Here is a 25,131-nt window from a genome sequence, read left to right as displayed (position 1 = left end):
TCCGCTCTTATTTACAAAGTAGAGATTGTTGTCATACAGGAACTTTCGTTCTGCTTCAGGGAACCGTCCGCATTCATAAAATACCAGGCGCCATTGATCTGATACCAGCCATTGGTTACGCAGGAATATTTCTGTACATAATACCAGGCACCGTCATGGTACAGCCAGGTGCTGCCGGAAATACCGCCCCAGGAAAGAAATTTGACGCGGTAACCGTTTAAGGTAAGTGTCGTATTGCGTGCGGCACCTCCCCATGTGTAAAAATAGTACATCGTTTTGGTCTCCGGATCAGCGTGCCATCCGGACGAATACATAATACCGGTATCCTTGGCGAGATAGTACCAGTTGTTGCTGATAAACTGCCATCCGGTCTGCATCTCACCGCTGCCGGAAAAATAATAGTAATCTCCATCAAGCAGAAGCCAGCCTGTTGCCATAACGCCGTCCGCGCCGAGGTAATACGTTTTGTGGTCGAGGGTGAGCCAGCCGGTATACGGTGTTTCATCATCGTTGTAGTAATACCATTTTCCATCCCGTTTTACCCAGCCGATGACGTGGCGTTCGTTTGTGATCACGCCGTTTTCATCGGAGGTATATTCGATGCCCGTTTCTGTGTCGCGCCAGGAAGTGGAGCATACGAGAAGATGGCTGCTGTCTGCATAATATTTCTGTCCGCCGCGGGTGAAAAATCCGCTGTACGGGATGCCGTCATGATAAGCAACGAGCTTGGAAGAACGGCCGCGGTAAATTTCATAGGTATCATCCACGTTGGAAGTGACCGCGGAACCGGAAAAGTCAGCAATGACTGCCGGAAGATCGCCGGAATATTCTGTCGTGGAAAATACGCGCAGCCCCAGCGAGGTCAGGGTCTCGACGGTATCGTTATCCATAATACGGAAGTCACCGGTCTGGATAAAATATTCCGGGTTGACGGCAGCAAGATAGTCTGCATCGACAGCATTCGGATATCCGTGATGATTGGAAGTCATCAGATCAATGCTGTACAGCCCGTAGTTCGAAACAATCCGGCTGGCATCGCCCTCGACGTCGTCGATATCGCTCGTCAGAAAAGCGCGGTGGTCGTTTGCGGAGGCAATTACACCAAGACAGAACTGGTTGGCGTCCTCTTTTGGACTTGTGAGATAATCTTCCTCGTAGTTGACAATCTGGATCTGGAAATTTCCAAAAGCAAAATCAGGAGATCCTTCTTCTGCGGAGGCGGCACCGGGATTCAGATGCTGGATCAGGGTCACACCTTCAGTCTCTTCTACAGCAGTAAGAAGCTGGTCGTAGACATAAAGATTGTCCCAGAGACGCGCAGTATTATAGATATAACTGTCATCATACGGGAGCAGATAAACCCGGTCGGGGGAATACAGCCGCACGATGGTATCGCCGGTTCCAATATGGTCGCTGTGCGGATGTGTTGCAACATAAAACTGCAGATTATCGGAGGTGACACCGAGGGAGTCCAGGTAGGAGAGTACCTCATCGTCGTAGCCGGTCGACGTTGTGATGCCGCTGCGCAGCGGATAACGCGGATCAGATCCGTCAGGGTAATCCCAGTCCTCGCCGGAGTCTACCATGCCGAAAATTTTCTGGCCATTATCGTCTACACTTTCCAGAACGATGGCATTGGAGCCGCTGTCGAGTGTCAGAATGTGAATTTTTGCTGTAGTATCAGCCGCATGTGTGTTTTCCGGGGTGAGAAAAAGAAAAGCAGCGGCAAGGGATGCCGCGCCAATGGAAAACATGGATCTGCGGGTATGCCGGGAAAAAGGCATATCAATGGCTCCTTTCGTAACATATATCATTAAAACAAAAAGTAAAACAGCCGGGTGGAAAATAAGCGCTCAACATCACAATTATACAAAATTTCAGGGAAAAGTCAATGTTTATTAGAATTTCGATTACTTGACGCAGACAGGGCATCATGTTAGAATGAGTGGGATTGGGAATGTAAGGAAAAGAAAGGAACCAAACATGATTACCTTATTAAAAATGCCGGCACTGTTTCTGGGAATGCTCGCAGTGTTCTGCTGCCTGGGTTCTTTTTTTTATCAGAGAAAACAGGTATGAGAGCGGACATCTGGGTGAAACTGTGCTGTTTGGCTTTATTGCATATTACTTCTTATTTGAACTGATTTCTGTGCCGATGATGGTGCTCGGTGCAAAGCTGCATCTGCTCGCATGGGTATGGGCTGCTGTTGTGGCTGTCCTTGTAATTGCTTCCATCTGTCTTCATCTGGGAATGTGGAGAGAGTGGGGAAAAAGAAGCGGCGGTTTCTGGAGAGGAAAGACGGCGGCTTTTTATGTGATGCTGGTGCTGATTGGAATCCAGCTGTATTTTGTTGCTGCACTGCAGGAAAACGGCAGTGCGGATGCAGCGTATTATGTGGGAAGTGTGACAACGAACCTTGCGACAGATTCCATCAGTAGCTTTGACCCATATACAGGAAAAGCACTGGATTTTTTTAACATCCGTTATGTGTTCAGCATGTATCCGGCAGCAAATGCAGTACTGTGCCGTTTAACGGGCCTTCATCCGCTCGTAGTGACGAAGGTGATTCTCTGTATGATGACGGTAGTTTTAAGTTATCTCGTCTATGCACAGATCGGAAAGGCGCTGTTAAAAGAAAAACAGATGGTATGGGTGCTCCTGTGCTTTATTAGTGTTGTGAATCTGAATTTTCATACGATCTTTTCAAATGCGTCGTTCCTGCTGACGAGGGGATACGAGGGAAAGGCCGTATTGTGCAATATCATCCTCCCGTTTCTGTTTTATCTTGGTCTGCGCATGTATCAGGAGAAAAACGGAAAGAGAGTCTGGCTGCTGTTTTTCATGACAGGCGTCGCTGCGATTGACCTTACGATGTCATCCATGATGACTGTACCGGTGGCCATGAGTGCTGTGATTCTGCCGAATCTTGTGCGGAAAAAACGCTGGGGACAGAGCAGGCTCTATCTGCTTGCTGTGCTACCGTGTGTGCTGGTGCTTGGGGTCTATCTCCTTGGTGTGCGCGGTATCCTGCAGATTCCGGTTGTGCGGTAGAAAGGAGAAAATGTGGGCGGAATAAATCTGAATGAGAGCGGCCTCGATTTTGTGAGACAGGTCTTTGTGACGTTTGGAGGAAACACAACCGTACTGACGCTGTTTCTGCTGTCGGTGCTGTATCTCGCTTTAAAAGGAAAAAAGGAAGAGCGGTATGTGTTCGTAACAACCGCTGTTTTTCTGGCCTTTACGGTATACAATCCATTTGCGGTGAAATATATCCTGGGAAAACTTGGAATGGTCAATGTCTATTACCGGTTTTTCTGGATTCTGCCGATGGTACTGACCATCGGATATGCCTGCACGAAAGTTGTGGGCGGGCAGAAAAAAGGCTGGAGACGGTATCTGACCGCGGCTGCGCTGGCAGCGGTCATCTGTTTTGGCGGAAATTCCGTACTGGCTGGCGGACTGCCGAAGCTGCCGGATAACCAGTACAAGATGCCAGATGATCTTCTGGCCGTCTGTACGGTGCTGCACGAAGAAGCGGGAGAGGGAACCGTAAGAGTTGTCTTTGAACCGGATTTCAACCTGATCGTGCGGCAGTATGATGCTTCGTTTGAACTGGTTCTGGACCGCGATATGGTTCTGACCTATCAGGGCTCCAATACGGTATCAACCGATGCACTGACCGAGCAGGAAATTGAAGACGAAACAAAGATCCTTCAGATTATCACACAGATGGATCTGTCGCTGGATCAGAAAGAATTTTACAGAAGTCTTAGGGAAATGAATGCAGAGTATATTGTACTTTCGAGCAGTTCAGCGGCAGTATCCTATGTGGAAACAGCGGGGTGCATCCCGGTAAGAGAAGTAGAAGGGCATATCATTTTCCGCGTGGAAGAAAAGTAAGAAGGAGGACTTGTTTTTGAATAAGGCAAAAGATTATATTCAGCTGCACCTGAATATCCTGCTGTTTTCTCTGACGAGTGTGTTCTCAAAAGCAGCATCGGTTCAGCTGAACCGGGGAGGAATCAAAAATCCTCTATTATATGTATTTTTATTTCTGATGGTTGCAAACTGTGGCATTTACGCTATTGCATGGCAGAAGGTAATCAAAAAATTCTCTTTGTCAACCGCATATGCAAACCGCAGCGTCTATCTGATCTGGTCCCAGATCTGGGCCGTGCTCATTTTTCATGAAAATCTGACGGTAAAAAATATCATCGGCCTTCTGATTGTGCTGGTGGGAGTTATGGTGGTGCAGCGATATGAATAAATATATGATTTTAATGCTGATCTGTACAATGTTTTCAGCAGTATCACAGATTCTGCTGAAACAAAGCGCCAACGAGGAGCATGCATCTGCACTTCGCGAGTATCTGAACTGGCGCGTGATTGTGGCGTATCTGATTTTTGGCAGTGTACTTCTTTTAAATACGTATGCCTACACACAGGTAGATTTGAAATACGGTCCGGTGTTGGATACCTTTACGTACGTCTTTGTCCTGCTGCTTTCCTTTGGCGTTTTGAAAGAAAAGGTATCAAAAGGAAAGCTGATTGGGAATCTGATTATTATCCTGGGAGTACTGGTGTATACATTGCCGTAAAACGTTCCGATGATGGAAAGAAAGCGATATCAGCTAAGCAGTCCTTGTCCTTTGAAATAGGGGGTCTGCGTACAACAAACGAACGGCTTTTGATTATGAATAAGAAAAAATAGATTATCGTTTTAAGATATTATATGCTGTGGCGATTCTGATGGTTGTTGCGGGACATTGTGATGGTGGTGGAATTTCTTTGGACTTTGCGCAATGGTTTCCGTATGAGGGAATCCATCTGGCGCTGTTTACTTTTTGTTCAGGATATTTTTTTAAAGATGCAGCACTGAAACGACCGGGGAGATATGTCTGTAAAAAGCTTCGTACCCTGATACTTCCAATGTATGGGTATACGATTGCGTATGGGCTGCTTGTCAGGTTATTACATCGGTGGGGCTTTCAAATCGGTGGAAAATTTAATTTGCACAATATTCTGATTTCACCTTTAAACGATGGGCATCAGTTTGTCCTTAATATGGCCGGCTGGTATATTGTGCCCTTGTTTATGGTAGAAATATTAAATTGTATGATTCGGGCATTTTTTAAGCGAAAAGGATGGCAGATACCGGAATGGATATTTTTTATAAAAAGATACTGGAGAAATATGTGGACAGGATTCCATCTGTAGTGTATTTTGCGATTGTGTTTGCTGCAAAACTTATGATTTTTCTTCATTATAAAACTAGGTTGGCTTATACGCCAGCGTGGTGCAATGACTTTAATCAAGGACCGGTCATGCCAATTATTATTGGTTTTTTGGGAATTGCACTTTGGATGCGGATTGCAACGATAATGGAACCAGTATTTGGAAGAAAAAAGTGGATTAATCTTCTTGCAGACAACACATTTTCGATTATGGAAAATCAGTTTTTGGGTTTTTTACTTGTAAAAGTTGCTTTCGGAACAATTGCGAATGGCACAAAGCTGTTTTTGAAGTTTGACTGGTCAAGATGTAAAAGTGATATTTGGTGGTATTATATGCCGAAGGACGTAGAACAGACAAAAATTCTGTATTTATTAGCAGCGATTTTTGTTGCCTTACTGATCCAGTGGATCCTTACACAGGTGAAAAAAATGGGAAAAAACATATTTTTGTACGTAAGACAATAGTTAAGCGTATACTGCTTTAAATATTTTGCAAAATAAAAATCCCGCAGAAAAAGAAATGAAAACTTTTTCTGCGGGATTTTATTTTATATTGCATAGATCTGAATCGTTATCAAATTTTTATTGATAATCGATAGGAGACAGGTCGTGAGGATCATCTTCCGCAGAAGAGCCTAGATGTCTGATGGTTTTGGAATTATCCTCATTTTCAGAGAAATCGTCCTCATCTATTCCAGAAGAAGAACTTTCGACTGTGGAATCCAAATCGTTTTCTGTAAAAGAAGAAGCGGAGGAAATGTCACTTACCGAAGTGGAGTCGGGTGTTTCCTCTTCCAATTCAGGATTTGTATCGCAAGGACCCTCGATGAGATGGTAATCCGACTCGGAAAAATGATACCATTTCCCATCCTCAAGCTTTTGCCAGCCGGAAACCGCGTGGCCGTCCTTATCAATAAAATAAGACTGCTTACCGTCAGCCCAGAGCTGATGTGGATTGTAAGTTACCCATTCGTTATTGGCAAATCGATCTTCTTCCTTAATATAAAATTTCTGATATTCGCCATCGCCGACCCAGACGGGGGTAAGATCAGCATCAAGTTCATCGAAGAATCGGGAGCCCATAGAGAGCTGGCGATTCAGTTCATCGAAGCCAAGTTCTTCGGCAAGTGTAGGCTTGTCTGAAAAAAGATTCGTACCAAGTCCAAGACGGTCACCGTCAATGACAGCTCCAAGGCTTGCGAGAGTAGTTGGGAACATATCCATCGTGGTGAAAATCCGATTTTTTTCATGAACCGGAAGAATGGGTGAATTTAAAATAGCGTTATAAGTAGAACGTTGATAATCTTCATCGATGTTTTCACAAAAATCAGAGTCCATGGTCAGATGATCACCGGAAAGAATTATAGTCGTGTTTTCATAAAAAGGCTGTTCCTTGATCCAGTCTATAAACTCACTGACACGGGAACTGGAGCAGTCAATCACCATACCGTAGTGGTCATCTCCGTACTGCTTTTCATCACACTCGTCACATTTGTAGCCGTCCTCGAAGTGGGTGGCAACAGTCAGCATACTGAAGTTGAACGGTTCGTCATTCTTGGAAATCTCCGTCAGTTTATCTTTTGCATACTCAAACAGTTTGGCATCTTCATAGCCCCACCACTGGTAGTAGCCTTCCGGGATCAGTCCCTCGCTGATCGCCCAGTAGTAATCGTCAATTTCATAATCACCGTGCGAAGTGAAGTAATTCTTCCGTCCGCCGAATGCGGCATCGGAACCCATCATAAAGTACTGTTTGTAGCCGGCTTCATTGAGAACGTCGCCAAGTGTTGAAAGCTGCGGAAAAAAGCTGTCCTGATAAGCCATCTCATTGCCTTGAATCGAAAGCTTCAGCGGAAGACCGGAAGTCTGTGCAAAGAGACCGCCCATGGTCCAGGTGGTTCCGGTTGTCGGATAAGCGCCGCCCAGCTTGTCGGAGTTGGAAAAATTGATATTGTCCAGGGCAAGATTAGTCAGGGCGGGAATAAAATTGTGGTCGTAAGCACCGCCGTCTTTTTTATCAGAATAGGTGCTTTCCATTGATTCCAGATAAATATAGATCAGATTCCGTTTCTTTTCCGGGAATGTAATCGTTGTCTGGGACGGATTGACGTAATTATCTTCGATCAAAGTGCTGTAGCTGTTCTGAATGTGCAGGTAAGTATCGATATCCAGCGTCGTCCAGACATTATAAAGAGAATAGGAAGAAAGAGCGATTCCCAGGGCAATGCAGATGCAACCGAGAATGATTTCCACTTTCTTCCGATGGCGCAGGATAATAAAAAGCGCGATCAGAATAGCAAGAACGGCAAAAGAGATCATGCCGCAGGACCAGACGTAACTCCAGAGCACATCCTTGCTGGTACCCTCAAGGGGTGCCTTTAAGTGATAAACAAGTTCTTCCATATCAAGATGCGCCCAGGTCGCGAGCATCCAGCGGGAAGACGTAAAAAGAAGGATCCCAAGGAATCCTAACAGAACGGAAAGAATGGAAAAAAGTATCTTTCCAACATGCTGTACTTTTTTGCGAGACACAGTAAATAACCTCCAGTTTTCTTTAGTGTTTTATAATAGGTAACAAACAGGTAGCGTTAGGTATAAAATATAACTGGGAACTTACGATATTATAACAGAAACTTTACGAAAAAAATAGTATTTTCTTAAAAAAATACGAGTGGAAAATGAAAATCCGGGAATTTACATAAAAAAGCGGCGGGGCGGGCGTGAAAATGGGTTCTTGAGTTTCTCAGAAAAGAATGGTATAATAGCAAAGATTGTAGACACAAAAGAGGTCAAAAAAAGATCTGTTCACATTTTTGTGGAGAAGAGAAAGGAAAGAAAAATGGGAAAAATTAAAGTAGAATCTTGTGAAATTGAAGGATTAAAAGTAATTACCCCGACCGTATTCGGCGATGAGCGCGGATATTTTATGGAGACATACAATTACAATGATTTTAAAGAAGCCGGCATTGATGTCCAGTTCGTACAGGACAACCAGTCTGCATCCAAAAAAGGTGTCCTGCGTGGACTTCACTTCCAGATCAATTACCCGCAGGACAAACTGGTACGCGTGGTAAACGGAGAAGTATTCGATGTTGCGGTTGACCTTCGCGAGGGATCCAAAACCTACGGAAAATGGTTCGGCGTCCTGCTTTCGGCAGAAAATAAGAAACAGTTCTTTATTCCGAAGAACTTTGCACATGGATTTATCGTACTCTCTGATTATGCAGAGTTTGCTTATAAATGTACCGATTTCTATCATCCAAACGATGAGGGCGGTCTGTACTTTGACGATCCGGAGATCGGCGTGGAGTGGCCGATGCCGGAAGGAATGACAAAAGAAGATCTGATTATTTCGGAAAAAGATCATAAATGGGGCGGAATTAAGGATTTAAAGAAATAAGGAGTAAAAAACATTTATGAACGTATTCAAAGAACTTTATCAGAACCGGAAACTGATCTGGAAACTGTCGAAAAATGATTTCCGCAACAAATTTGCCGGAGCGTATTTTGGCATCGTATGGGCATTCATTCAGCCGATGGTGACGGTTGCTGTTTATTTTGTCGTGTTTCAGCTCGGACTGCGTGTACAGCCAGCTGCCACTGGATATCCGTATATCTGCTGGCTGGTTTCCGGTATTATTCCGTGGTTCTTCTTTTCTGATGCACTGCCAAGTGCGTCAAATTGTCTGCTGGAATACAGTTACCTGGTAAAGAAGGTTGTATTTAAGATCAGTGTGCTTCCAATTGTGAAGGTGATTTCTTCCCTGTTTGTACATCTGTTCTTTATTGTGTTTGCTATTTTGATTTTTGCACTGATGGGAAAACTTCCGCCGGTTCAGATTATCCAGATCGGGTACTATACCTTTGCGGTGATCTGTCTCGTCGTTGTACTTTCCTATCTGACCTGTTCCATCACACCGTTTTTCCGCGATTTCGGCCAGATTATCAATGTAATTCTGAATGTCGGCATGTGGGCAACCCCGATTCTGTGGGATACCACAACAATTCCGAATATTCCGAACTGGCTGAACAGCCTTCTGAAGCTGAATCCTCTGTACTATATTGTCCAGGGATATCGTGACAGCTTTATGAATGGACTCTGGTTCTTCGAGCATCCATGGCACACCCTTTACTTCTGGGCTTTTGTGCTTATGGCAGGACTAATCAGTTCCAAAGTGTTCAAGCGCCTCCGGGTTCATTTCTCAGATGTATTATAGGAGGATGGAATGAGCACAGAAAATACAGAAACAGTAATTTCAATTAACCATGTCAGCAAGGTCTACAAGCTGTTTGAAAAGCCGATGGACCGTCTGAAAGAATCGCTTTCACTGACACATAAAAACTATCACACCGATCATTTTGCGCTGGAGGATATCTCACTTGAGGTGCATAAGGGCGAGTGTGTCGGTATCATTGGAACGAACGGTTCCGGAAAATCCACACTGCTGAAAATCGTCACAGGTGTCTTAAACCCGACGAGCGGAAACGTGGAGTTAAAGGGAAGAGTCAGTGCCATTCTGGAACTGGGTGCAGGCTTTAACATGGAGTATACCGGTATTGAGAACATTTTCCTGAACGGAACGATGCTTGGCTATACCGAGGAGGAGATGAAGGCAAAGCTCGACGATATCATTGCGTTTGCAGAGATCGGTGACTTTATCAATCAGCCGGTTAAGACGTATTCCAGCGGTATGTTTGCCCGCCTTGCCTTCGCGGTTGCGATCAATGTGGATCCGGATATTCTGATTGTCGATGAGGCCTTAAGCGTCGGAGACATTTTCTTCCAGTCCAAGTGTTACCGGAAATTTAACGATCTGAAAGAAGCAGGAAAAACGATCCTTTTCGTTTCCCACGATATGGGCAGCGTCATCAAGTACTGTGAGAGATGTCTTCTGATTAACAAAGGAAAACAGGTGATGGTTGGAAAATCGTCGGAGGCAGTCGATGTCTACAAGAAGATTCTTGCCAACCAGTACGATGACGAGACAAAAGAAGAGGAAGAGACCGAAGAGAGTGCAGAACAGACCGAAGAGAGAACCGAAGCAGATGCATCCGGTGCCGTATCGGCAGAAAAGCCGAAAAAAGGCCTCTGGAGAGAACGCCTGATTGCGAATGCGCAGCTGGTAGAGTATGGAGACAAGGCTGCGGAGATCGTGGACTTTGCGATTATCGACCACAAAGGTATGATTACATCTTCTGTGGATAAAAACCAGAGATTCCGCATCAAGATGAAAATCAAGTTCCATGAAACGATGGAGCATCCGATTTTTGCCTTTTCGATCAAAGACCGGAAGGGAACGGAGATTACCGGAACGAATACGGCGCTGGAGGATTACACAAAAGACGTGGTGGAAGCAGGAAAGACCGTCACGGTATGCTTTGACCAGATCATGCCGCTGCAGAGCGGACAGTATCTGATGTCGTTTGGATGTACCAGCTACCATCTGGAAGAGCTGGTGATCCACCACAGACTGTACGATGCTTGCTTCCTGGAAGTCTTCTCCATGAAAGACACCGTAGGATTTTTTGATATGAACTCTACCGTGACCTACGAGTAGGATGCGGAGGATAAACGACGGGGGTTATATGAAAGAAACAATAGGAAATGTTCTTTTGAACCTGGATTATTATGACGGCGAAGATGCTTACAGCGACGGCAGCATTGAGGACCGGCTGCTGGAGATCGTCAAGACGACGCCGAAAGAGGATTACCAGAAGGTAATCCTCACAGAAAAAAGCTGGCCGATTTTTTATCACCTTTCTCCAGAACGGGAAAATATTCTGGACTGGTATGAGTGGAAAGACGATGCTTCCGTATTTGAAGTCGGAGCCGGCTGCGGAGCCATTTCCGGCGTGCTCTGCAGAAATGCAAAGCGGGTAGTGGCAAACGATCTGTCGAAGCGGCGCAGTACGATCAATGCCTACAAAAATCAGGATGCGTCCAACCTGGAGATTATGGTTGGAAACTTTAATGTTGTTGCAGAAAAAATGGAAGAACGCTTCGATTACGTGACACTGATCGGTGTTCTGGAGTATGCAAAAAGCTATATTGGAAAGGATAATCCGTATCCGGAATATCTGGAAAAGATCAATCGTCTCTTAAAACCGGGCGGAAAAATCCTGATTGCGATTGAGAACCGTCTGGGACTGAAGTATTTTGCCGGCTGCAGGGAAGACCATGTGGGCCGGGAATTTGTCGGAATTGAAGGATATCCGGGGATCGATTTTGTCGAGACATTCAGCAAACCGGAGCTGGAGCAGATGCTGCAGGAAAACGGTTTTTCGAAGTTTAAGTTTTATTATCCCTATCCGGATTACAAATTTCCGGCGGTCATTTATTCGGATGAATATCTGCCGAAGCCGGGTGAATTGAGAAAAAATCAGCGGAATTTTGATGCTGACAGGATCACACTTTTTGACGAAGGCAAAGCATTTGACGGAATCCTGAAGTCCGGTCTGTTTCCGGTTTTTTCCAATTCCTTTCTGATTGAAGTGGAGAAAAAGGAGTAAACGTATGAGGAAAGTTCTGTATACGAAATTTTCGAGAGAACGTCGGAACGAATTTCAGATTATGACCCGGATTACAGAAGAGGATGGGATCCGGCGTGTGTGGAGCTTCCGCTGCAGAAAGAGGGAGAACTCCACATCCGGCATATGTATGAAAACTATAGAAAGCTGGAGCATCTGTACACCTATGCGGGCGTACAGATCTGCCCATGCGAACTGGATGAAGAAAAATGCGCGCTTGCATTTCCTTTTGTAGAAGGGGAAAGTTTGGAAACGCGCATTTCCCGTCATGGAAAAGAAAAAGATTTTGCATCGCTGAAAAAGGATTATGAACTGCTGTATCAGATCATTGCATCGGCAAAAGGGCAGAAATCCTTTGTGGAAACCGATGCGTTCTGTGAGGTGTTCGGCCATCCGGCATTGAAAGAAGGACTTGCCGCAGCGGAGATTTCCAATATTGACATGATTCCGGGCAACCTTCTTCTGGATGGAGAAAAGGTCTGGGTGGCAGACTACGAGTGGGTATTCCCGTTTGCCGTACCGATTGCATTTATCTATGCGCGGAGCGTCTTTTTACAGGAGGCGGCGAGTGCACTGACGAAGGAAGAGCAGGAAGAACTGTACGCCATTGGCGGTATTTCCATGGAAGAGATTCCGGTATACTACCATATGGAAGAGTGCTTCCAGGAATTCGCGGCCGGAAAGGGTGAGCCAAATGCGCTCGCCACGTTCTATGGAAAACTGCACCGGCACAATTATCCGCTTTCTATCTGGGAAAAAGAAAAAATGATGTACCCGGTTGTGCTTACCGAAACAGCACCGGAGGAGAGAGAACTCTATTATGAGGACTGCTTCGGCTTGGATGAGCAGAAGGTGATGATGCTTGAAAAGGCAGACGCGGACGGAGAGCTTTCCCTTCAGCTGATGCAGGAGGGGGCTGTCATTAAAATCCGTTCTCTCGCGGGCGTATGCAGCGATGGAAAGACGGAACGTATCGCTTTTTCGCACAACGCCGAGCTTGAGATTATCGACGACTATTATTTCCTTGGAACGCCGGTTCTGAAATTCCGGAATGCCGGTTATGAACAGATCCGGATTGATTACCGGATTTACTACAAAGGCGATGGCGTTACGTCCCAGTTTATTCAATATATCCGTCAGAATAAAGATCTGAGGGATGAACTGAATGGGGAGATTTATCGGAAAGGCCAGCTGCAGGCAGAAATCGAAGCAGAAAAAGCGGCACTTGCACACAGGGAAGAAGAACTCCAGGAAACGAGAAAACAGAAGCAGTTTCTGGAGGAAGAGCTGGAGCGGATGCGCCAGCGTAAGGTTGTGCGTATGGCAGATAAAGTGCAGCATGTGATAAAAAGGAGTAAATAACTATGGATGTATCCATTGTCATTCCTACCAAAAATGGTGGGCATCTGTTTGAAAAAGTGCTGGATGCCGTTTTCAAACAGAAGACAGAGTATGAATATGAAGTAATTTGCGTGGATTCCGGGTCAAAGGACGGAACTCTCGATGTGATCCGCAAATATCCATGCCGTTTGTTTCAGATTGAGCCGTCCGAATTTGGACATGGAAAAACGAGAAACTATGGTGCTTCCAAAGGAAACGGAACGTATATCATCTTTATTACGCAGGATGCGCTTCCAGCGACCGATACCTGGCTGCAGAATTTCATTGATGCCATGAAGATGGACCCGGAAATCGTGGGAGGATTCGGGATTCATTATCCGTATCCGGACTGCAATCTGCTTGACAAGCGTGATCTGGACGGCCATTTTAAAGGATTTGGAGAAACTAATACGATTTTCCACCTTGATGATCCGGAACGCTACGAAAGAGAAGAAGGATATCGTCATTATCTGGCGTTTTTCTCCGACAATAACTCCTGTATCCGAAGAGATATTTTTGAAAAATATCCGTATGAGGATGTCAACTTTGCCGAGGATCAGATCTGGGCGAGAAAGATGATTGAACTCGGATTCAAAAAAGTATACTGCCCGTATGCACCGGTATATCATTCCCACAATTTCAAACTCAGAACGTATTTCAAACGGTATTATGATGAGCAGAAGGGATTATATGAAGTTCATCAGTATATGATTGCACAGAAATGGACGCAGCTTCCGGGCATGCTGTACCGTCAGGTGAGAGGGGACTGCGTGTATATCCGTCAGCAGCCGCTCAGTAAAAAAGAGAAAATCCACTGGGCATTTTATTCCCTGTTTCGCAATTTTGACCGCTTTGTGGGCGGCTATCTCGGCGGAAAATACCATCTGTATTCCAAACGGAAACAACAGTTCCTGGATCGTCACATTTCGCAGCAGTACGATCAGAGACATGCATAGAAGAAAGGAAAAAGAAACGTGAAAAAACCAAATGTAGCATACCGTGCGTTACGGTATCTGAAGAATCATGGATTAAAAGAAACGATTGAGCGCGCAAAACAGGGCAATGAGCCGGCTGTACCGCCGAAGAACAACGTCATCGGATTTTACAGATTTGTCGTAGACAACGATCCGATCCCGTTCAATCAAAAAGAGTATGAGAAACATAAAAACGACAAGAAAAAGATCCTGAATTGGGTTGTACCGGAAATGGGACCTGGTTCCGGCGGTCATACCACCATTTTCCGTTTTATTTCCAACCTGGAGCGCCTCGGTTTCCACAGTAGAGTTTATCTCTACATGTCCCCGAATTTTCAGGATAATGCGTCCATCCGCAAATTCCTAAAAGAGTACTTCCCGCTTCTTGTGCCGGAAGTAGAAGTTTACTGCGATGTATCCCAGATGAAATTTGCACATGCAACCGTAGCAACCTCCTGGACCACCGCTTACTACGTAAGAAAATTCCAGAATACGATTTCGAAGTTTTACTTCGTACAGGATTTCGAGCCGCATTTCTATGCACACGGTTCGGAGTATGAGTTTGCAGAGAACACGTACAAGATGGGATTCCGAGGAATCACAGCAGGAGACTGGCTGCGGGATATCATGAGAAATGAATACGGCATGCAGGCAGACAGCTTCCATTTCTCCTACGATGACAAGGTATATCAGCCGAAGGAAAAGCAGGACAACGAGAAGAGAGTTTTCTTCTATGCCCGCCCGGTTACCCCGAGACGTGATTTTGAGCTCGGTATGCTGGCACTCAATGAGCTGTGCCGCAGAATGCCGGAGATCGAGGTTGTTTTCGCGGGATGGGATGTCAGCGGCTATGAGATTCCGTTCAAACACAGAAATTTAGGTATCGTAACACCGCAGGTGCTGGCAGATTCCTATGCGATCTGTGATATGTGCCTTGTTATTTCGAATACCAACCTTTCCCTCGTACCGTTCGAGGTTATGGCCTGCAACTCGGTCGCTGTCTGCTCCAAGGGTGCAAACAGCAGTTGGATGGTAAATGAGGAAAACTCCATTCTGGTTGACTATGATCCGATCCAGATCGCAGATAGAATGGAATATTACTTCAACCACCCGGATGAGCTGGCTACAATCCGCAAAAAGGGAATGGATTTCGTAAAGGGAACCTCCTGGTACAAAGAAGCCGAAAAAGTTTACGCAAGTATGCTAAAAGGAATTGAGGAAGATGAGAAAAAACTGCAGTAAGGATGTGAGCAGAGAACGCAGAATCGAGATTCTGTTTGTATTCGGCGTATTCCTGTTTTACTTTTTGTGGTCCTGTACGCAGCGATACAATTTCTCGTCGGATGAATCAATGCGGTATCAGATTCCACAGTTCATTTATGAATATGGGAAGCTTCCGCGGGGTGACGAACCGCTGATTCGGAATGAGGATTGGGGGATTTCCTATGCATTCAATCCGATTCTCTCCTATATGGCATCTGCAGTTTTGATGAAGGGGATGAGCCTGTTTTCCACGGATGAGTGGATGCTGCTCATTTCCGCCCGTTTTGTAAATGTTCTGCTGGGAGCGCTTACTGCCTGGGTGGTCTTAAAGACGGCAAAGCTGTTGTTTCCAAGACGCTACGCATGGATGTTTACGACTCTGGTGGTTTTCCTGCCGGGCAATGTGATTTTATATTCCTATGTCAACTGCGACGCGCTTGCAATGTGTTCGACGGCCATTATCTTTTATTCCTGGGTAAAGGCGTACAAAGAGGGATGGAGCTGGACACGTGTGCGGTATCGGCCGTTGGAATGGGAATCTGTTTCTTGTCGTATTACAATGCGTATGGATTTATTCTGATGACGTTTTTCTACTTTGTGGGAACGATGCTGACGGACCAGTCGAAACCGGTCAAAGAACGATGGAAAGAAATGATCCAAAAAGGTCTTTTTATTTTGGTGATCGTCTGTGTCATTGCTCTGTGGTGGTTTATTCGAAATGCTATTCTCTATGGAGGAGATTTTCTGGGACGCCAGGCATCGAGCGCAAGCGCGGAACTGTATGCAAGATACCAGTACAAGCCGTCGCACAGCAAGACCTTCCAGAAAAAAGGAGGCTCCATGTTGCATATGATCTTCTATAAGCCGAGTTTTCTGGAACATGACTGGCTGGTAACAGTGCTGTACAGCTTTGTCGGCGCGTTTGGCTACAATAAGATTTATCTTTCCACGATGATTATTGTTCCGTACCTCTGCTGTCTTCTTGTCGGTCTCATTCTGATGCGGAACTGTTGCCAGAGAGACTTTTTCTTCTGGAATGCAGACGGCACGCAGACGGCTCTTACCGGAAAAACGAAGAGAAAATGGAGTAAACTGGGATGGTTTACCTGGGCTAATGTGTTTGCCCTGCTGATCCCGAATTATCTGAATGCGTATTACTCCTACAGTTCTGATTTTCAGCCGCAGGGACGATACAGCATGCCGATGCTGATTCCGCTGATGTATTTCGTGACGAAGGGTGTGCAGGCGTTCCTGAAACGGGAGAAAAAACTACAGAAGTATGAAAAATTGTTCTGTATTCTGGTCTGTGTGGCGGCAGCGGCATTAGCGGCATTTACTTGGGCGAGAATCATCTATCCGATGTACTTGCAGAACTACTACGGATTGCGGTAAGCGGAACAGAGAAAGAAAGCGGTGAAACGTTTGGAAAAAATTTCAGTGCTGACAGCAAAATTAAAAAAAGCTGTTGCAGAAGAAGGAATCGGCGGTCTGGCTGGGCGTACGAAAGGGTACCTTGCGCGGGCAAAAAAAGAAAAAGAGTTTCAGAGAGAAAAATCCCGGGTCTACCGGGATATTCTCTTTATCAGTGGCTGCAATGAACAGCTGCCGCATCCACACCGGTACCGCGTGGTGCATCAGATGGAGCAGCTGGAGGCAGGCGGATATACGTGTGATACGGTTTATTTTCAGGAGCTGAAGCCTGGATGGTACGTTGCTACGGCGCGTTCGTGATTTTCCGCTGCCCGATGACGGACACCCTGCGGGAATTTGCCACAATGGCAAAGCAGATGAACAAGCCTCTGTGGTACGATGTGGATGATCTTGTGATCGATACGAAATACACCGATCAGATTCCGTTTCTCGACCGGATGCAGCCGGAAGAACGGCAGGCATACGATCAGAATGTCCGAAACATGGGCGAGCTGCTTTCCCTCTGCGATGCGGCGGTTACGACGACAGCGGCGCTGGCAGAAGAACTGAAGCAGTACGTACCGGAGGTGCTGATCAACCGCAACTGTGCGTCAGATGAGATGCTGCTACTGTCCGAGGCGGTGTTAAAAGAAAAACAGAAAAAGAACGAAGCAGATGGAACGGCGAAAAAAGTACGCCTTGGCTATTTCAGCGGCAGTGCGACGCATCTGGACGACATCGAGATGATCGTTCCGGTGCTGAAACAGTTGCTTGGCAAAAATCCGAACCTGGAACTCCTCATCGTGGGAATTCTGGAACTCCCGGTGGAGCTGAAACTGTTTGCTTCCCAGATCCAGATGGAGGGCTTTGTCGATTACCAAAAACTGCCGGAGCGGATTGCGTCGGTGGATATCAACTTGGCTCCGCTTACCGATACGATTTTTAACCGTGCGAAATCGGAAAATAAATGGGTGGAAGCGGCTCTGGTGCAGACTGTGACAGCAGCCAGCAATCTCGGCGCTTTTGCTGAGATGGTACAGGATGGAGAAGACGGCGTACTCTGCCGAGACGAAGCGGAGTGGTTGGAAAAACTGCAGTGGCTGATCGACGACGAACCGGCACGAAAAGCCATTGCCGGACGGGCATATGGCCGGTGCAGCCGCGAGTGTGTCACAATCTTTCATGCCACCGGGATTTGCGAGTGGGTGGAGCGCCACTGGAATCTACGCTGTGCCTTTGTGCTTCCAGCGATGGAGATCAGCGGAGGCATCCGCGTTGCACTTCTTCATGCGGAAATGCTGGTAAAAGCAGGAGCGCAGGTCAGCCTCTTTACTCTGGAAGGGGAGGCGGAGTGGTATCATGAGGGTGATTTCCATTTTCCGGTGCTGTCGGCCGAGCGAGAGAAACTGCAGGGAACGCTGGATCTTGCGGTAGCGACGATGTGGAATACCGCAGAGTTCGTCGAACAGTCCAGCAAGATCCGAAAGAAAAAATATCTGGTGCAGAATTTTGAAGTTGGATTTTATCCGCCGGGAAGCCCGTACCGGATCGCAACTTCGGCGACTTACCGGATGAGGAGCCCGATGGAGTACGTAACCATTTCCAAATGGTGTCAGAACTGGCTGCGGGAGGAATACCATACCGAAGCAGCCTATCTTCCGAACGGCATCGATCCGTCCTTCTATCCGAAACGGGGGCGGGATCTGCAGGGAAAAATTCGGATTCTGATCGAGGGAGACTGCAGCGCGGAGCATAAAAACGTGGACGAGAGCTTCCGTATCGTGGAACAGCTGGATCTGGAAAAATTCGAGATCTGGTACATGTCCTACAATGGAAATCCGAAATCCTGGTACCGCGTGGACCGCTTTTTACACCGGGTTCCATATGAAAAAACACCGGAAGTCTATGCGGCGTGTGATATCCTGCTGAAAACAAGCCTGCTGGAAAGCTTTTCCTATCCGCCGCTTGAGATGATGGCGTCCGGCGGCTACGTCGTTGCTGTGCCGAACGGTGGCAATCTGGAATACCTGAAAGATGGGGAAAACTGTATTCTCTATCCGCAGGGAAATCTCGCGGAGGCAAAAGCGGCGATTGAGCGTATTCTGACAGATGCGGAACTGAGGAAAAAACTGGATACGGGAGCAGAAGAGACGGTAAAGGAAAGAAACTGGAAAAGAATCGAACCACAGATTTTAGAACAGTATCTTGGAAAATAAATAAACAACAAAAAGGGCTGTCGCACTAGCAAATATTTCTGGCGGTAGCTCTGCGTTATACCCAAATGGCATCGAAATCGGTTGCGTTTTCGATGCCATTCTTTACTTCTTATAGGAAAGTTCGACTTCCGTCGAACTCTTGAATCAGGATCACCCGTTGGACGGGAGGTCCTGATTGCTTATAAATTAGAAGATCAGTGCCGTTTGTTTCGGTTATTGCGGCGTCTGTTTCTGCGTTTCCGTCTCTTTCTCGCGTTGTTGATCACGACAATGATCAGAATTAGAAAAGCGACACCGTTCAGGCCAAGCAGAATATAGAGCAGTGTGGAGAGAAAAGAAATTTTCTTGTTTTCTTCCGGTGTTGGAATATCTGTGCTGTCGGTTTCTTCTGATGAATTGGAGGAAACCGAAGAACTGTCGGAAACAGTACCTGGAGCGGAAACCTCGGCTGTTCCGATGAAGTGATCATCGAAAAAATACTGGCGGGTGTACGGTTCCTCAACGGAAGCGCCGTCCGGATCGGTGTAGGTTGCAGTTTCAATTTTCGCATTCTTTGGAAGCGTTACCACACCGGAAAGACTTTCCTTTTTTGCGTTCTTCAGGGTATAATGTGTAAAATTATCATAACCGAAATCAAGTACGGTACGGGTATCGTTGATATAATCGAGGTTATCACAGGTTAAAACAACGCAGACCAGCGTCATATTGCCTCGCTTGGCAGCGGTAACGAGTGTGTTGTGTGCCTCATCGGTATAACCGGTCTTTCCGGCGAAAGCACCCTTGTATCCCCACTGACCGTCCTGGAACAGCAATGCGTGGTGGTTCTGAAGATCACGCGGTGTCGAGGTCATATTGGTCGGCTGAATTGTGTAGGTCAGATCGGACTCGATGCGGCAGAAGGTCTCGTTTTTGATGCACTCCTGCATAATGAGTGCCATATCGTGTGCACTGGTGTAGTGGTTCGGATCTGGCAGACCGTTTGCATTGACAAAATGGGTATTCGTGCAACCAAGTGCAGCGGCGCGTTCGTTCATCATGGCGGCGAAACCTTCCTCGCTTCCGGCAATGTCGATGGCAAGCTGTGTGCAGACCTCATTTGCCGAGGCAAGAAGAATCGCGTGAAGAGCATCCTCCACTGTGATCGTTTCGCCAAGCTGAACGTTGATGCGGGCATTTCCCGGAATGGATTCGCTGACAGCATGTTCGCCGAAGGTAACGGTGTCGGTCATCTGCTTGTTTTCAATGATCAGCAGAGCCGTCAGAATCTTGGTGATGCTGGCAGGATAGCGCTGCTCGTCCATGTTTTTATCGTATAAAACAGCACCAGTATCGGCATCGAGTAAACAGACAGCGCCGGAATTGTTTTCCGGTCCTTCGGGCCAGGTGGTGACTGTTTTTTTATCGGTTGTGGCAAAAATCGTCTGCGGGAGGCAGGACGCGGCAAAAACAAAAGCAAGCAACAGGCATAAAAATGTGCGGGCTGCAGAATTCTTTCTAATCATAACTCACTCCTTCTGATCCAGCGGGTACAGCTGCATAAGACTGTCCGGGCAGCGGATCTCTCTAAAATGTATTAGACACACTTTTATTATTATAACATAAAGCGAGCAGGGAAGAAACACATAATTTCTTAATATTTTCAGTCGGGATTTGCAAAATGCAGTAAAATAGAGTATAATGCGAACGAGTTCATACGGAAAAAACAAAAAACCTGAAAAACAAAAACCCCAAGGAGTTAAAAAAAGTGTCAGATATGAAATGGCTCCGTTTTATACGGAAATTGAAACCTTACAACATACAGAAGGGACTGCGTTACCTGAAACATTATGGCCCAAAGGAATTCCTGATCCGTCTTTCGGAGAGGATGGAGCCGGAGGAGGTTCCGTACGGACCGTGGCGGGAGCAGTACTGCGCAAAAGAGGAGGACCTGGCGCGTCAGAAAAATCATAAATTTTCTTATTGTCCGAAGATCAGCGTTGTTGTTCCGGCTTACCGTACGCCGGAAATTTTTCTGCGTCAGATGATCGAATCCCTGGAAAAACAGAGTTATGAAAACTGGGAACTGGTGATCGGAAATGCCAGCCCGGAGGATGAGACGATGGCGCGCATCCTGAAAGAGTATACCGGAAAAGATCCGCGCGTAAAGAACGTTCCGATTCCGGAAAATATCGGCATTGCAGAGAATACAAATGCAGCGCTTGCCGCAGCAGCGGGAAATTTCGTCGGTTTTATGGATCACGACGATCTGCTTGCGCCGGATGCACTCTTTGAAATTGCCATCCGTCTGGAAAAAGATCCGTCCATCGATGCTTTTTATACCGATGAGGACAAGGTACGGACCGATCTGTCCGAGTATTTCCAGCCGCATTTCAAACCGGATTTCAATCTGGATCTGCTGCGGTCAAACAATTATATCTGCCATTTCTTCGTTGTACGGCGGGAGATTGCGGAGAAAACCGGCGGCCTCGTCCGGAATACAATGGGGCGCAGGATTATGATTATATCTTCCGCTGCACGGAAATGGCGGGAAAAATTGTACACATTCCGAGAGTTTTATATCACTGGAGGGTCCACAGCGCTTCCACCGCAGACAATCCGGCAAGCAAGCTGTACGCGTATGAGGCCGGAAAAAAGGCAATTGAGGGAAACCTTGCGCGCTGTGGCGAAGAGGGAACCGTCACACTGCGTTCGGATTATGGCTTCTACGATGTAGATTATAAACTGCGGGGAACGCCTCTGGTTTCGATTCTGATCCCGAACAAGGATCAGGCCGATACGTTACGCACCTGTCTGGAATCCATTAAGAAGAAGTGCATGTATCCATCCTATGAGATTCTGATTATTGAGAACAACAGCACTGAGGAAGCAACGTTTTCCTATTACAAAGAACTCGAAGCACAGGGCATCCGTGTCCTGAAGTATCCAAAACAGGGCTTTAACTATTCTGCGATCAATAATTTCGGCGTCAAAGAGGCAAAGGGAGAGTATCTCCTGTTTCTCAATAACGATATGGAAATTATCACACCCGATTTTATGGAAAAGATGGTGTCCAATCTGCAAAGACCGCAGATCGGGGCGGTCGGCGCGAAGCTGTATTACCCGGACAACACGGTGCAGCATGCGGGTATCATCATCGGTATCGGCGGCATTGCGGGCCACGCCTTTTTAGGGCTGGCGCGCGGAAGAAGCGGCTACCTGCATAAGGCATCGCTCCAGATGAATGTGAGTGCGGTGACAGCAGCGTGCATGATGATGAAAAAAGAGGTCTTTGAGGAGGTCGGCGGCTTTGAAGAAGAACTGTCCGTCGCTTTCAATGATGTTGATCTGTGCCTGCGCATTGGAAAAGCAGGTTATAAAATCGTATACAATCCGCACGTGGAGCTGTACCATTATGAATCGAAATCTAGGGGAGCAGAGGATGACGAGAAGAAGGTGCGCCGCTTCCAGTCGGAAATCGAATTTATGCGCAGCCGCTGGATTGGGCTGTTAAAGGCAGGAGATCCCTGCTACAATCCAAATTTAACGCTGGCATCGTGGAACTATGGACTGCGTGCCGACGGCAGGGGAGTAAAACCATGGACAAAGTAGCAGTTGTAATACCAAATTATAATGGATACCGGTATCTGGAGACGTGCTTTGCAGCGCTTGCAAAGCAGACCTTTACGGAATTTACCACATATTTCGTGGACAATGGTTCACAGGATGAGAGCTGTGCGTTTCTGCGGGAACACTACCCGGAGACGAAAATCATCCAGCTCGATGATAACTATGGCTTCAGCCGTGCGGTCAACGAAGGCATCCGCCAGTCGAAGGAGCCGTATGTGATCCTTTTAAACAACGACACCGAAGTGTCCAGGACTTTGTCGAGCGCCTTTATGAGGGAATCTGTAAAAGAAAGAATGCGTTTGCATGCAGCGCAAAGCTGATTTCCTATCAGGAGCGTGATAAAATCGACGATGCGGGAAATTACTATAATATGCTGGGATGGGCATTCGCAAGAGGAAAAGGAAAACCGGTCAGTGAATTTGAAACGTCCGACCGGATTTTTGCGGCCTGCGCCGGAGCAGCGATCTACCGCCGGGAATTTCTGGAAAAGACCGGACTTTTTGACGAAGAACATTTCGCTTATCTGGAAGATACCGACATCGGCTATCGTGCGCGGCTTTTGGGCTACGAGAACTGGTATGAGCCGTCCGCGAAGGTTTACCACGTCGGAAGCGGAACGAGCGGCTCCCGGTATAACCTCTTTAAAATCCGTTATTCTTCCAGGAATAATATTTATCTGATCTATAAAAATATGCCGGTTTTACAGATTTTGCTTAACCTGCCGGCCTTTATCCTCGGTTTTTCGGCAAAACTGGTCTTTTTTGCATCGAAGGGATATGGAAAAGAATATCTGGCAGGAATCAAGAATGGTTTTTTCATCTGCCGGAAGCCGGAAAACAGAGCAAAAAAGATCCGTTTTGAGTGGAAGCGCCTCGGCACGTATTTTGTCATCGAATGGGAGCTTTTTATCAATGTGTTCCGGAGATTTCTGGAGAGGGCATAAGGATTCTTTCAAAAGATTACGAAAAAGTTAAAAAGTTTACGGAAATAAGAAGAATGTTAGAAAAATATGATTGCTCTTTTTTGAAACTTATTGTATAGTTAGGGGTAGGGAATTTTTAAATCCCGAAAAAAACAGATAAGGTGAACGAATTTGATCAACGATAATCAGAAATATTTTGACCGGATGCACGTTCTGATCGATGCCCTGGTGCTCGCACTTTCCTACGTACTGTCCTGGTACTGCTATGTGCGGCTGGGCGTTATGAATAATCATCCGGAGAGGGGAATTCTACCGCCGGCGACGTATATGATGGCACTGCTCTATATCGTGCCCGGCTATCTGCTGCTTTACTATGCATTCAATCTCTATGCATCCAAGCGTTTTCAGGGAAGACGTCTGGAATTTGCCAATATCTTAAAAGCGAATACGGTTGGATTTCTGGTCTGGCTGGCCAGCCTTTACATGGTGCGCCAGGTTCACTTTTCCCGTGGTATGCTCTGCATCTTCTTTGTGCTGAATGTGACACTGGAACGATCGTAAGAAATCTGATCCACTATATCTTAAGCAATATGTGGAAACACGGCCGCAACCAGAAGCAGATTCTGATGGTCGGCTACAGCCGTGCGACCGAGGAATACATTGACCGGATCATTGCAAACCCAGAGTGGGGCTATCTCGTCCGCGGAATCCTCGATGACCATGTCAAAGCGGGAACGATGTACCGCGGTGTCAAGGTTCTTGGAAGAATCAACAATCTTTCAGTCATTCTGCCGGAAAACAAACTGGATGAAATTGCCATTACCCTTGGCCTGAACGAATACTTCCGCCTGGAGGAGATCGTTGCCATGTGTGAAAAATCCGGCGTACATACCCAGTTTGTGCCGGATTACCACAACATCATTCCGACAAAGCCGTACACAGAAGACCTGCAGGGACTTCCTGTCATCAATATCCGCTATGTGCCGCTTTCCAACACGTTCAACGCGATGCTGAAACGGATTGTGGATATTTTCGGCGCGTTCGTGGCGATCATTCTGTTCTCACCGGTGATGCTGTTTTCCTGCATCATGATCAAGCTGACCTCACCGGGTCCGCTGATCTACCGTCAGACACGCGTCGGACTGCACAACAAACCGTTTGAAATGTACAAGTTCCGTTCGATGGAAGTTCAGACGGAGGAGAAAGAAAAGAAGGCATGGACCGTGAAGAATGACCCGCGTGTGACGGGATTTGGAAAATTCATGCGCCATACCAGCATTGATGAGCTTCCACAGCTCTTTAACATCTTAAAAGGAGATATGAGCCTGGTCGGACCGCGGCCGGAGCGACCTTTCTTTGTGGAAAAATTCCGGGAGGAAATCCCGCGTTATATGGTAAAACATCAGGTGCGTCCCGGTCTTACGGGGTGGGCACAGGTGAATGGATACCGGGGAGACACTTCCATCCGAAAGCGTATTGACTGTGATCTGTATTATATTGAAAACTGGACGCTGGGACTTGATTTTAAAATTCTGTTCCTGACCTTTTTCAAAGGATTTGTGAATAAAAACGCTTACTAAAAGATAAGGGGAAAAGA

The 25,131-nt window shown here is 46.5% G+C and carries 24 protein-coding genes and 1 pseudogene; 22 read left to right on the top strand and 3 right to left on the bottom strand.

All coding sequences use genetic code 11. From position 1 onward, the window contains the following. Positions 1-11: 11 nt before the first annotated feature. Entirely contained in the window at positions 12-1,784 is a 1,773-nt protein-coding gene (locus tag DXA93_RS03445; RefSeq protein ID WP_158583259.1) for a hypothetical protein, read from the bottom strand. 275 nt (positions 1,785-2,059) lie between these two features. Between DXA93_RS03445 and DXA93_RS03440 the strand changes: the two genes are divergently transcribed. The 6 genes from DXA93_RS03440 (at position 2,060) to DXA93_RS03415 (ending at position 5,700) form a co-directional block, all read left to right on the top strand. Then, on the top strand, positions 2,060-3,052 hold the full coding sequence (locus tag DXA93_RS03440; protein ID WP_256372635.1) for a DUF6077 domain-containing protein: 993 nt from the start codon (positions 2,060-2,062) through the stop codon (positions 3,050-3,052). A gap of 12 nt (positions 3,053-3,064) precedes the next feature. Then, entirely contained in the window at positions 3,065-3,901 is an 837-nt protein-coding gene (locus tag DXA93_RS03435; RefSeq protein WP_055227571.1) for a hypothetical protein, read from the top strand. A gap of 16 nt (positions 3,902-3,917) precedes the next feature. Beyond that, on the top strand, positions 3,918-4,268 hold the full coding sequence (locus DXA93_RS03430; protein ID WP_055265337.1) for an EamA family transporter: 351 nt from the start codon (positions 3,918-3,920) through the stop codon (positions 4,266-4,268). Next, the gene (locus tag DXA93_RS03425) at positions 4,261-4,599 is read left to right on the top strand and encodes an EamA family transporter (RefSeq protein WP_022462983.1); all 339 of its coding nucleotides are present in this window, start codon (positions 4,261-4,263) and stop codon (positions 4,597-4,599) included. The genes DXA93_RS03430 and DXA93_RS03425 overlap by 8 nt, the downstream gene beginning before the upstream one ends. 139 nt (positions 4,600-4,738) lie before the next feature. Beyond that, entirely contained in the window at positions 4,739-5,218 is a 480-nt protein-coding gene (locus tag DXA93_RS03420; RefSeq protein WP_147399506.1) for a hypothetical protein, read from the top strand. Next, complete coding sequence (locus tag DXA93_RS03415) at positions 5,146-5,700, top strand: hypothetical protein (protein ID WP_158583258.1); 555 nt, start codon at positions 5,146-5,148, stop codon at positions 5,698-5,700. The genes DXA93_RS03420 and DXA93_RS03415 overlap by 73 nt, the downstream gene beginning before the upstream one ends. A 117-nt stretch (positions 5,701-5,817) precedes the next feature. Here DXA93_RS03415 and DXA93_RS03410 read toward each other — a convergent pair whose 3' ends face one another. Next, entirely contained in the window at positions 5,818-7,767 is a 1,950-nt protein-coding gene (locus DXA93_RS03410) for a sulfatase-like hydrolase/transferase (protein WP_070103202.1), read from the bottom strand. 307 nt (positions 7,768-8,074) lie between these two features. On the opposite strand from DXA93_RS03410, the gene rfbC reads away from it, so the two are divergent. From rfbC to DXA93_RS03360, 11 genes are all read left to right on the top strand, one after another. After that, the gene (rfbC, locus tag DXA93_RS03405) at positions 8,075-8,635 is read left to right on the top strand and encodes a dTDP-4-dehydrorhamnose 3,5-epimerase (RefSeq protein WP_022462980.1); all 561 of its coding nucleotides are present in this window, start codon (positions 8,075-8,077) and stop codon (positions 8,633-8,635) included. Between the two features lie 16 nt (positions 8,636-8,651). Beyond that, the gene (locus tag DXA93_RS03400; RefSeq protein ID WP_055227566.1) at positions 8,652-9,452 is read left to right on the top strand and encodes an ABC transporter permease; all 801 of its coding nucleotides are present in this window, start codon (positions 8,652-8,654) and stop codon (positions 9,450-9,452) included. Between the two features lie 9 nt (positions 9,453-9,461). Further along, on the top strand, positions 9,462-10,793 hold the full coding sequence (locus DXA93_RS03395; RefSeq protein WP_117801715.1) for an ABC transporter ATP-binding protein: 1,332 nt from the start codon (positions 9,462-9,464) through the stop codon (positions 10,791-10,793). Between the two features lie 28 nt (positions 10,794-10,821). Continuing rightward, positions 10,822-11,745 (top strand): class I SAM-dependent methyltransferase, encoded by a 924-nt coding sequence (locus DXA93_RS03390; protein WP_055227563.1) that lies wholly within the window; start codon positions 10,822-10,824, stop codon positions 11,743-11,745. Positions 11,746-11,844: 99 nt separating this feature from the next. Further along, positions 11,845-13,125, top strand: coding sequence for a hypothetical protein (locus tag DXA93_RS03385; protein WP_119199143.1), 1,281 nt, complete (start codon positions 11,845-11,847; stop codon positions 13,123-13,125). A 2-nt stretch (positions 13,126-13,127) separates the two neighbouring features. Further along, complete coding sequence (locus DXA93_RS03380; RefSeq protein WP_022462975.1) at positions 13,128-14,099, top strand: glycosyltransferase family 2 protein; 972 nt, start codon at positions 13,128-13,130, stop codon at positions 14,097-14,099. Between the two features lie 18 nt (positions 14,100-14,117). Continuing rightward, the gene (locus DXA93_RS03375; RefSeq protein ID WP_227093573.1) at positions 14,118-15,359 is read left to right on the top strand and encodes a rhamnosyltransferase WsaF family glycosyltransferase; all 1,242 of its coding nucleotides are present in this window, start codon (positions 14,118-14,120) and stop codon (positions 15,357-15,359) included. Then, entirely contained in the window at positions 15,340-15,960 is a 621-nt protein-coding gene (locus tag DXA93_RS03370) for an ArnT family glycosyltransferase (RefSeq protein ID WP_119206781.1), read from the top strand. The genes DXA93_RS03375 and DXA93_RS03370 overlap by 20 nt, the downstream gene beginning before the upstream one ends. After that, positions 15,876-16,772: a hypothetical protein gene (locus DXA93_RS03365; RefSeq protein WP_158581211.1), complete on the top strand. Its 897-nt coding sequence runs from the start codon at positions 15,876-15,878 to the stop codon at positions 16,770-16,772. The genes DXA93_RS03370 and DXA93_RS03365 overlap by 85 nt, the downstream gene beginning before the upstream one ends. Before the next feature lie 30 nt (positions 16,773-16,802). Next, positions 16,803-17,111, top strand: a complete 309-nt coding sequence (locus tag DXA93_RS18245) for a hypothetical protein (RefSeq protein WP_243038297.1) — start codon at positions 16,803-16,805, stop codon at positions 17,109-17,111. Then, positions 17,084-19,006 (top strand): glycosyltransferase, encoded by a 1,923-nt coding sequence (locus tag DXA93_RS03360; protein ID WP_243038298.1) that lies wholly within the window; start codon positions 17,084-17,086, stop codon positions 19,004-19,006. The genes DXA93_RS18245 and DXA93_RS03360 overlap by 28 nt, the downstream gene beginning before the upstream one ends. 194 nt (positions 19,007-19,200) lie before the next feature. Here the strand turns inward: DXA93_RS03360 and DXA93_RS03355 are convergent, their stop codons facing one another. After that, positions 19,201-20,508, bottom strand: a complete 1,308-nt coding sequence (locus DXA93_RS03355) for a D-alanyl-D-alanine carboxypeptidase family protein (RefSeq protein ID WP_119207734.1) — start codon at positions 20,506-20,508, stop codon at positions 19,201-19,203. 251 nt (positions 20,509-20,759) lie between these two features. On the opposite strand from DXA93_RS03355, the gene DXA93_RS19390 reads away from it, so the two are divergent. From DXA93_RS19390 to DXA93_RS03340, 5 genes and pseudogenes are all read left to right on the top strand, one after another. Then, complete coding sequence (locus DXA93_RS19390; RefSeq protein WP_330427254.1) at positions 20,760-21,719, top strand: glycosyltransferase; 960 nt, start codon at positions 20,760-20,762, stop codon at positions 21,717-21,719. Then, the gene (locus tag DXA93_RS19385) at positions 21,614-22,594 is read left to right on the top strand and encodes a glycosyltransferase family 2 protein (RefSeq protein WP_330427253.1); all 981 of its coding nucleotides are present in this window, start codon (positions 21,614-21,616) and stop codon (positions 22,592-22,594) included. The genes DXA93_RS19390 and DXA93_RS19385 overlap by 106 nt, the downstream gene beginning before the upstream one ends. Further along, the gene (locus tag DXA93_RS19380) at positions 22,582-22,932 is read left to right on the top strand and encodes a glycosyltransferase (protein ID WP_330427128.1); all 351 of its coding nucleotides are present in this window, start codon (positions 22,582-22,584) and stop codon (positions 22,930-22,932) included. The genes DXA93_RS19385 and DXA93_RS19380 overlap by 13 nt, the downstream gene beginning before the upstream one ends. Positions 22,933-22,982: 50 nt before the next feature. Then, a complete protein-coding gene (locus DXA93_RS19375; protein ID WP_330427129.1) occupies positions 22,983-23,555 on the top strand; it encodes a glycosyltransferase family 2 protein in 573 nt (190 codons plus the stop codon). Positions 23,556-23,705: 150 nt separating this feature from the next. Continuing rightward, a pseudogene (locus DXA93_RS03340) lies at positions 23,706-25,114 on the top strand (undecaprenyl-phosphate glucose phosphotransferase). The last annotated feature ends 17 nt before the right edge of the window (positions 25,115-25,131 follow it).

The organism is Blautia sp. OF09-25XD (assembly GCF_003482095.1).
GTDB lineage: Bacteria > Bacillota > Clostridia > Lachnospirales > Lachnospiraceae > Fusicatenibacter > Fusicatenibacter saccharivorans.
Note: the sequence above shows the minus strand (reverse complement) of the source record. Positions and strands in the feature narration are given on the sequence as shown.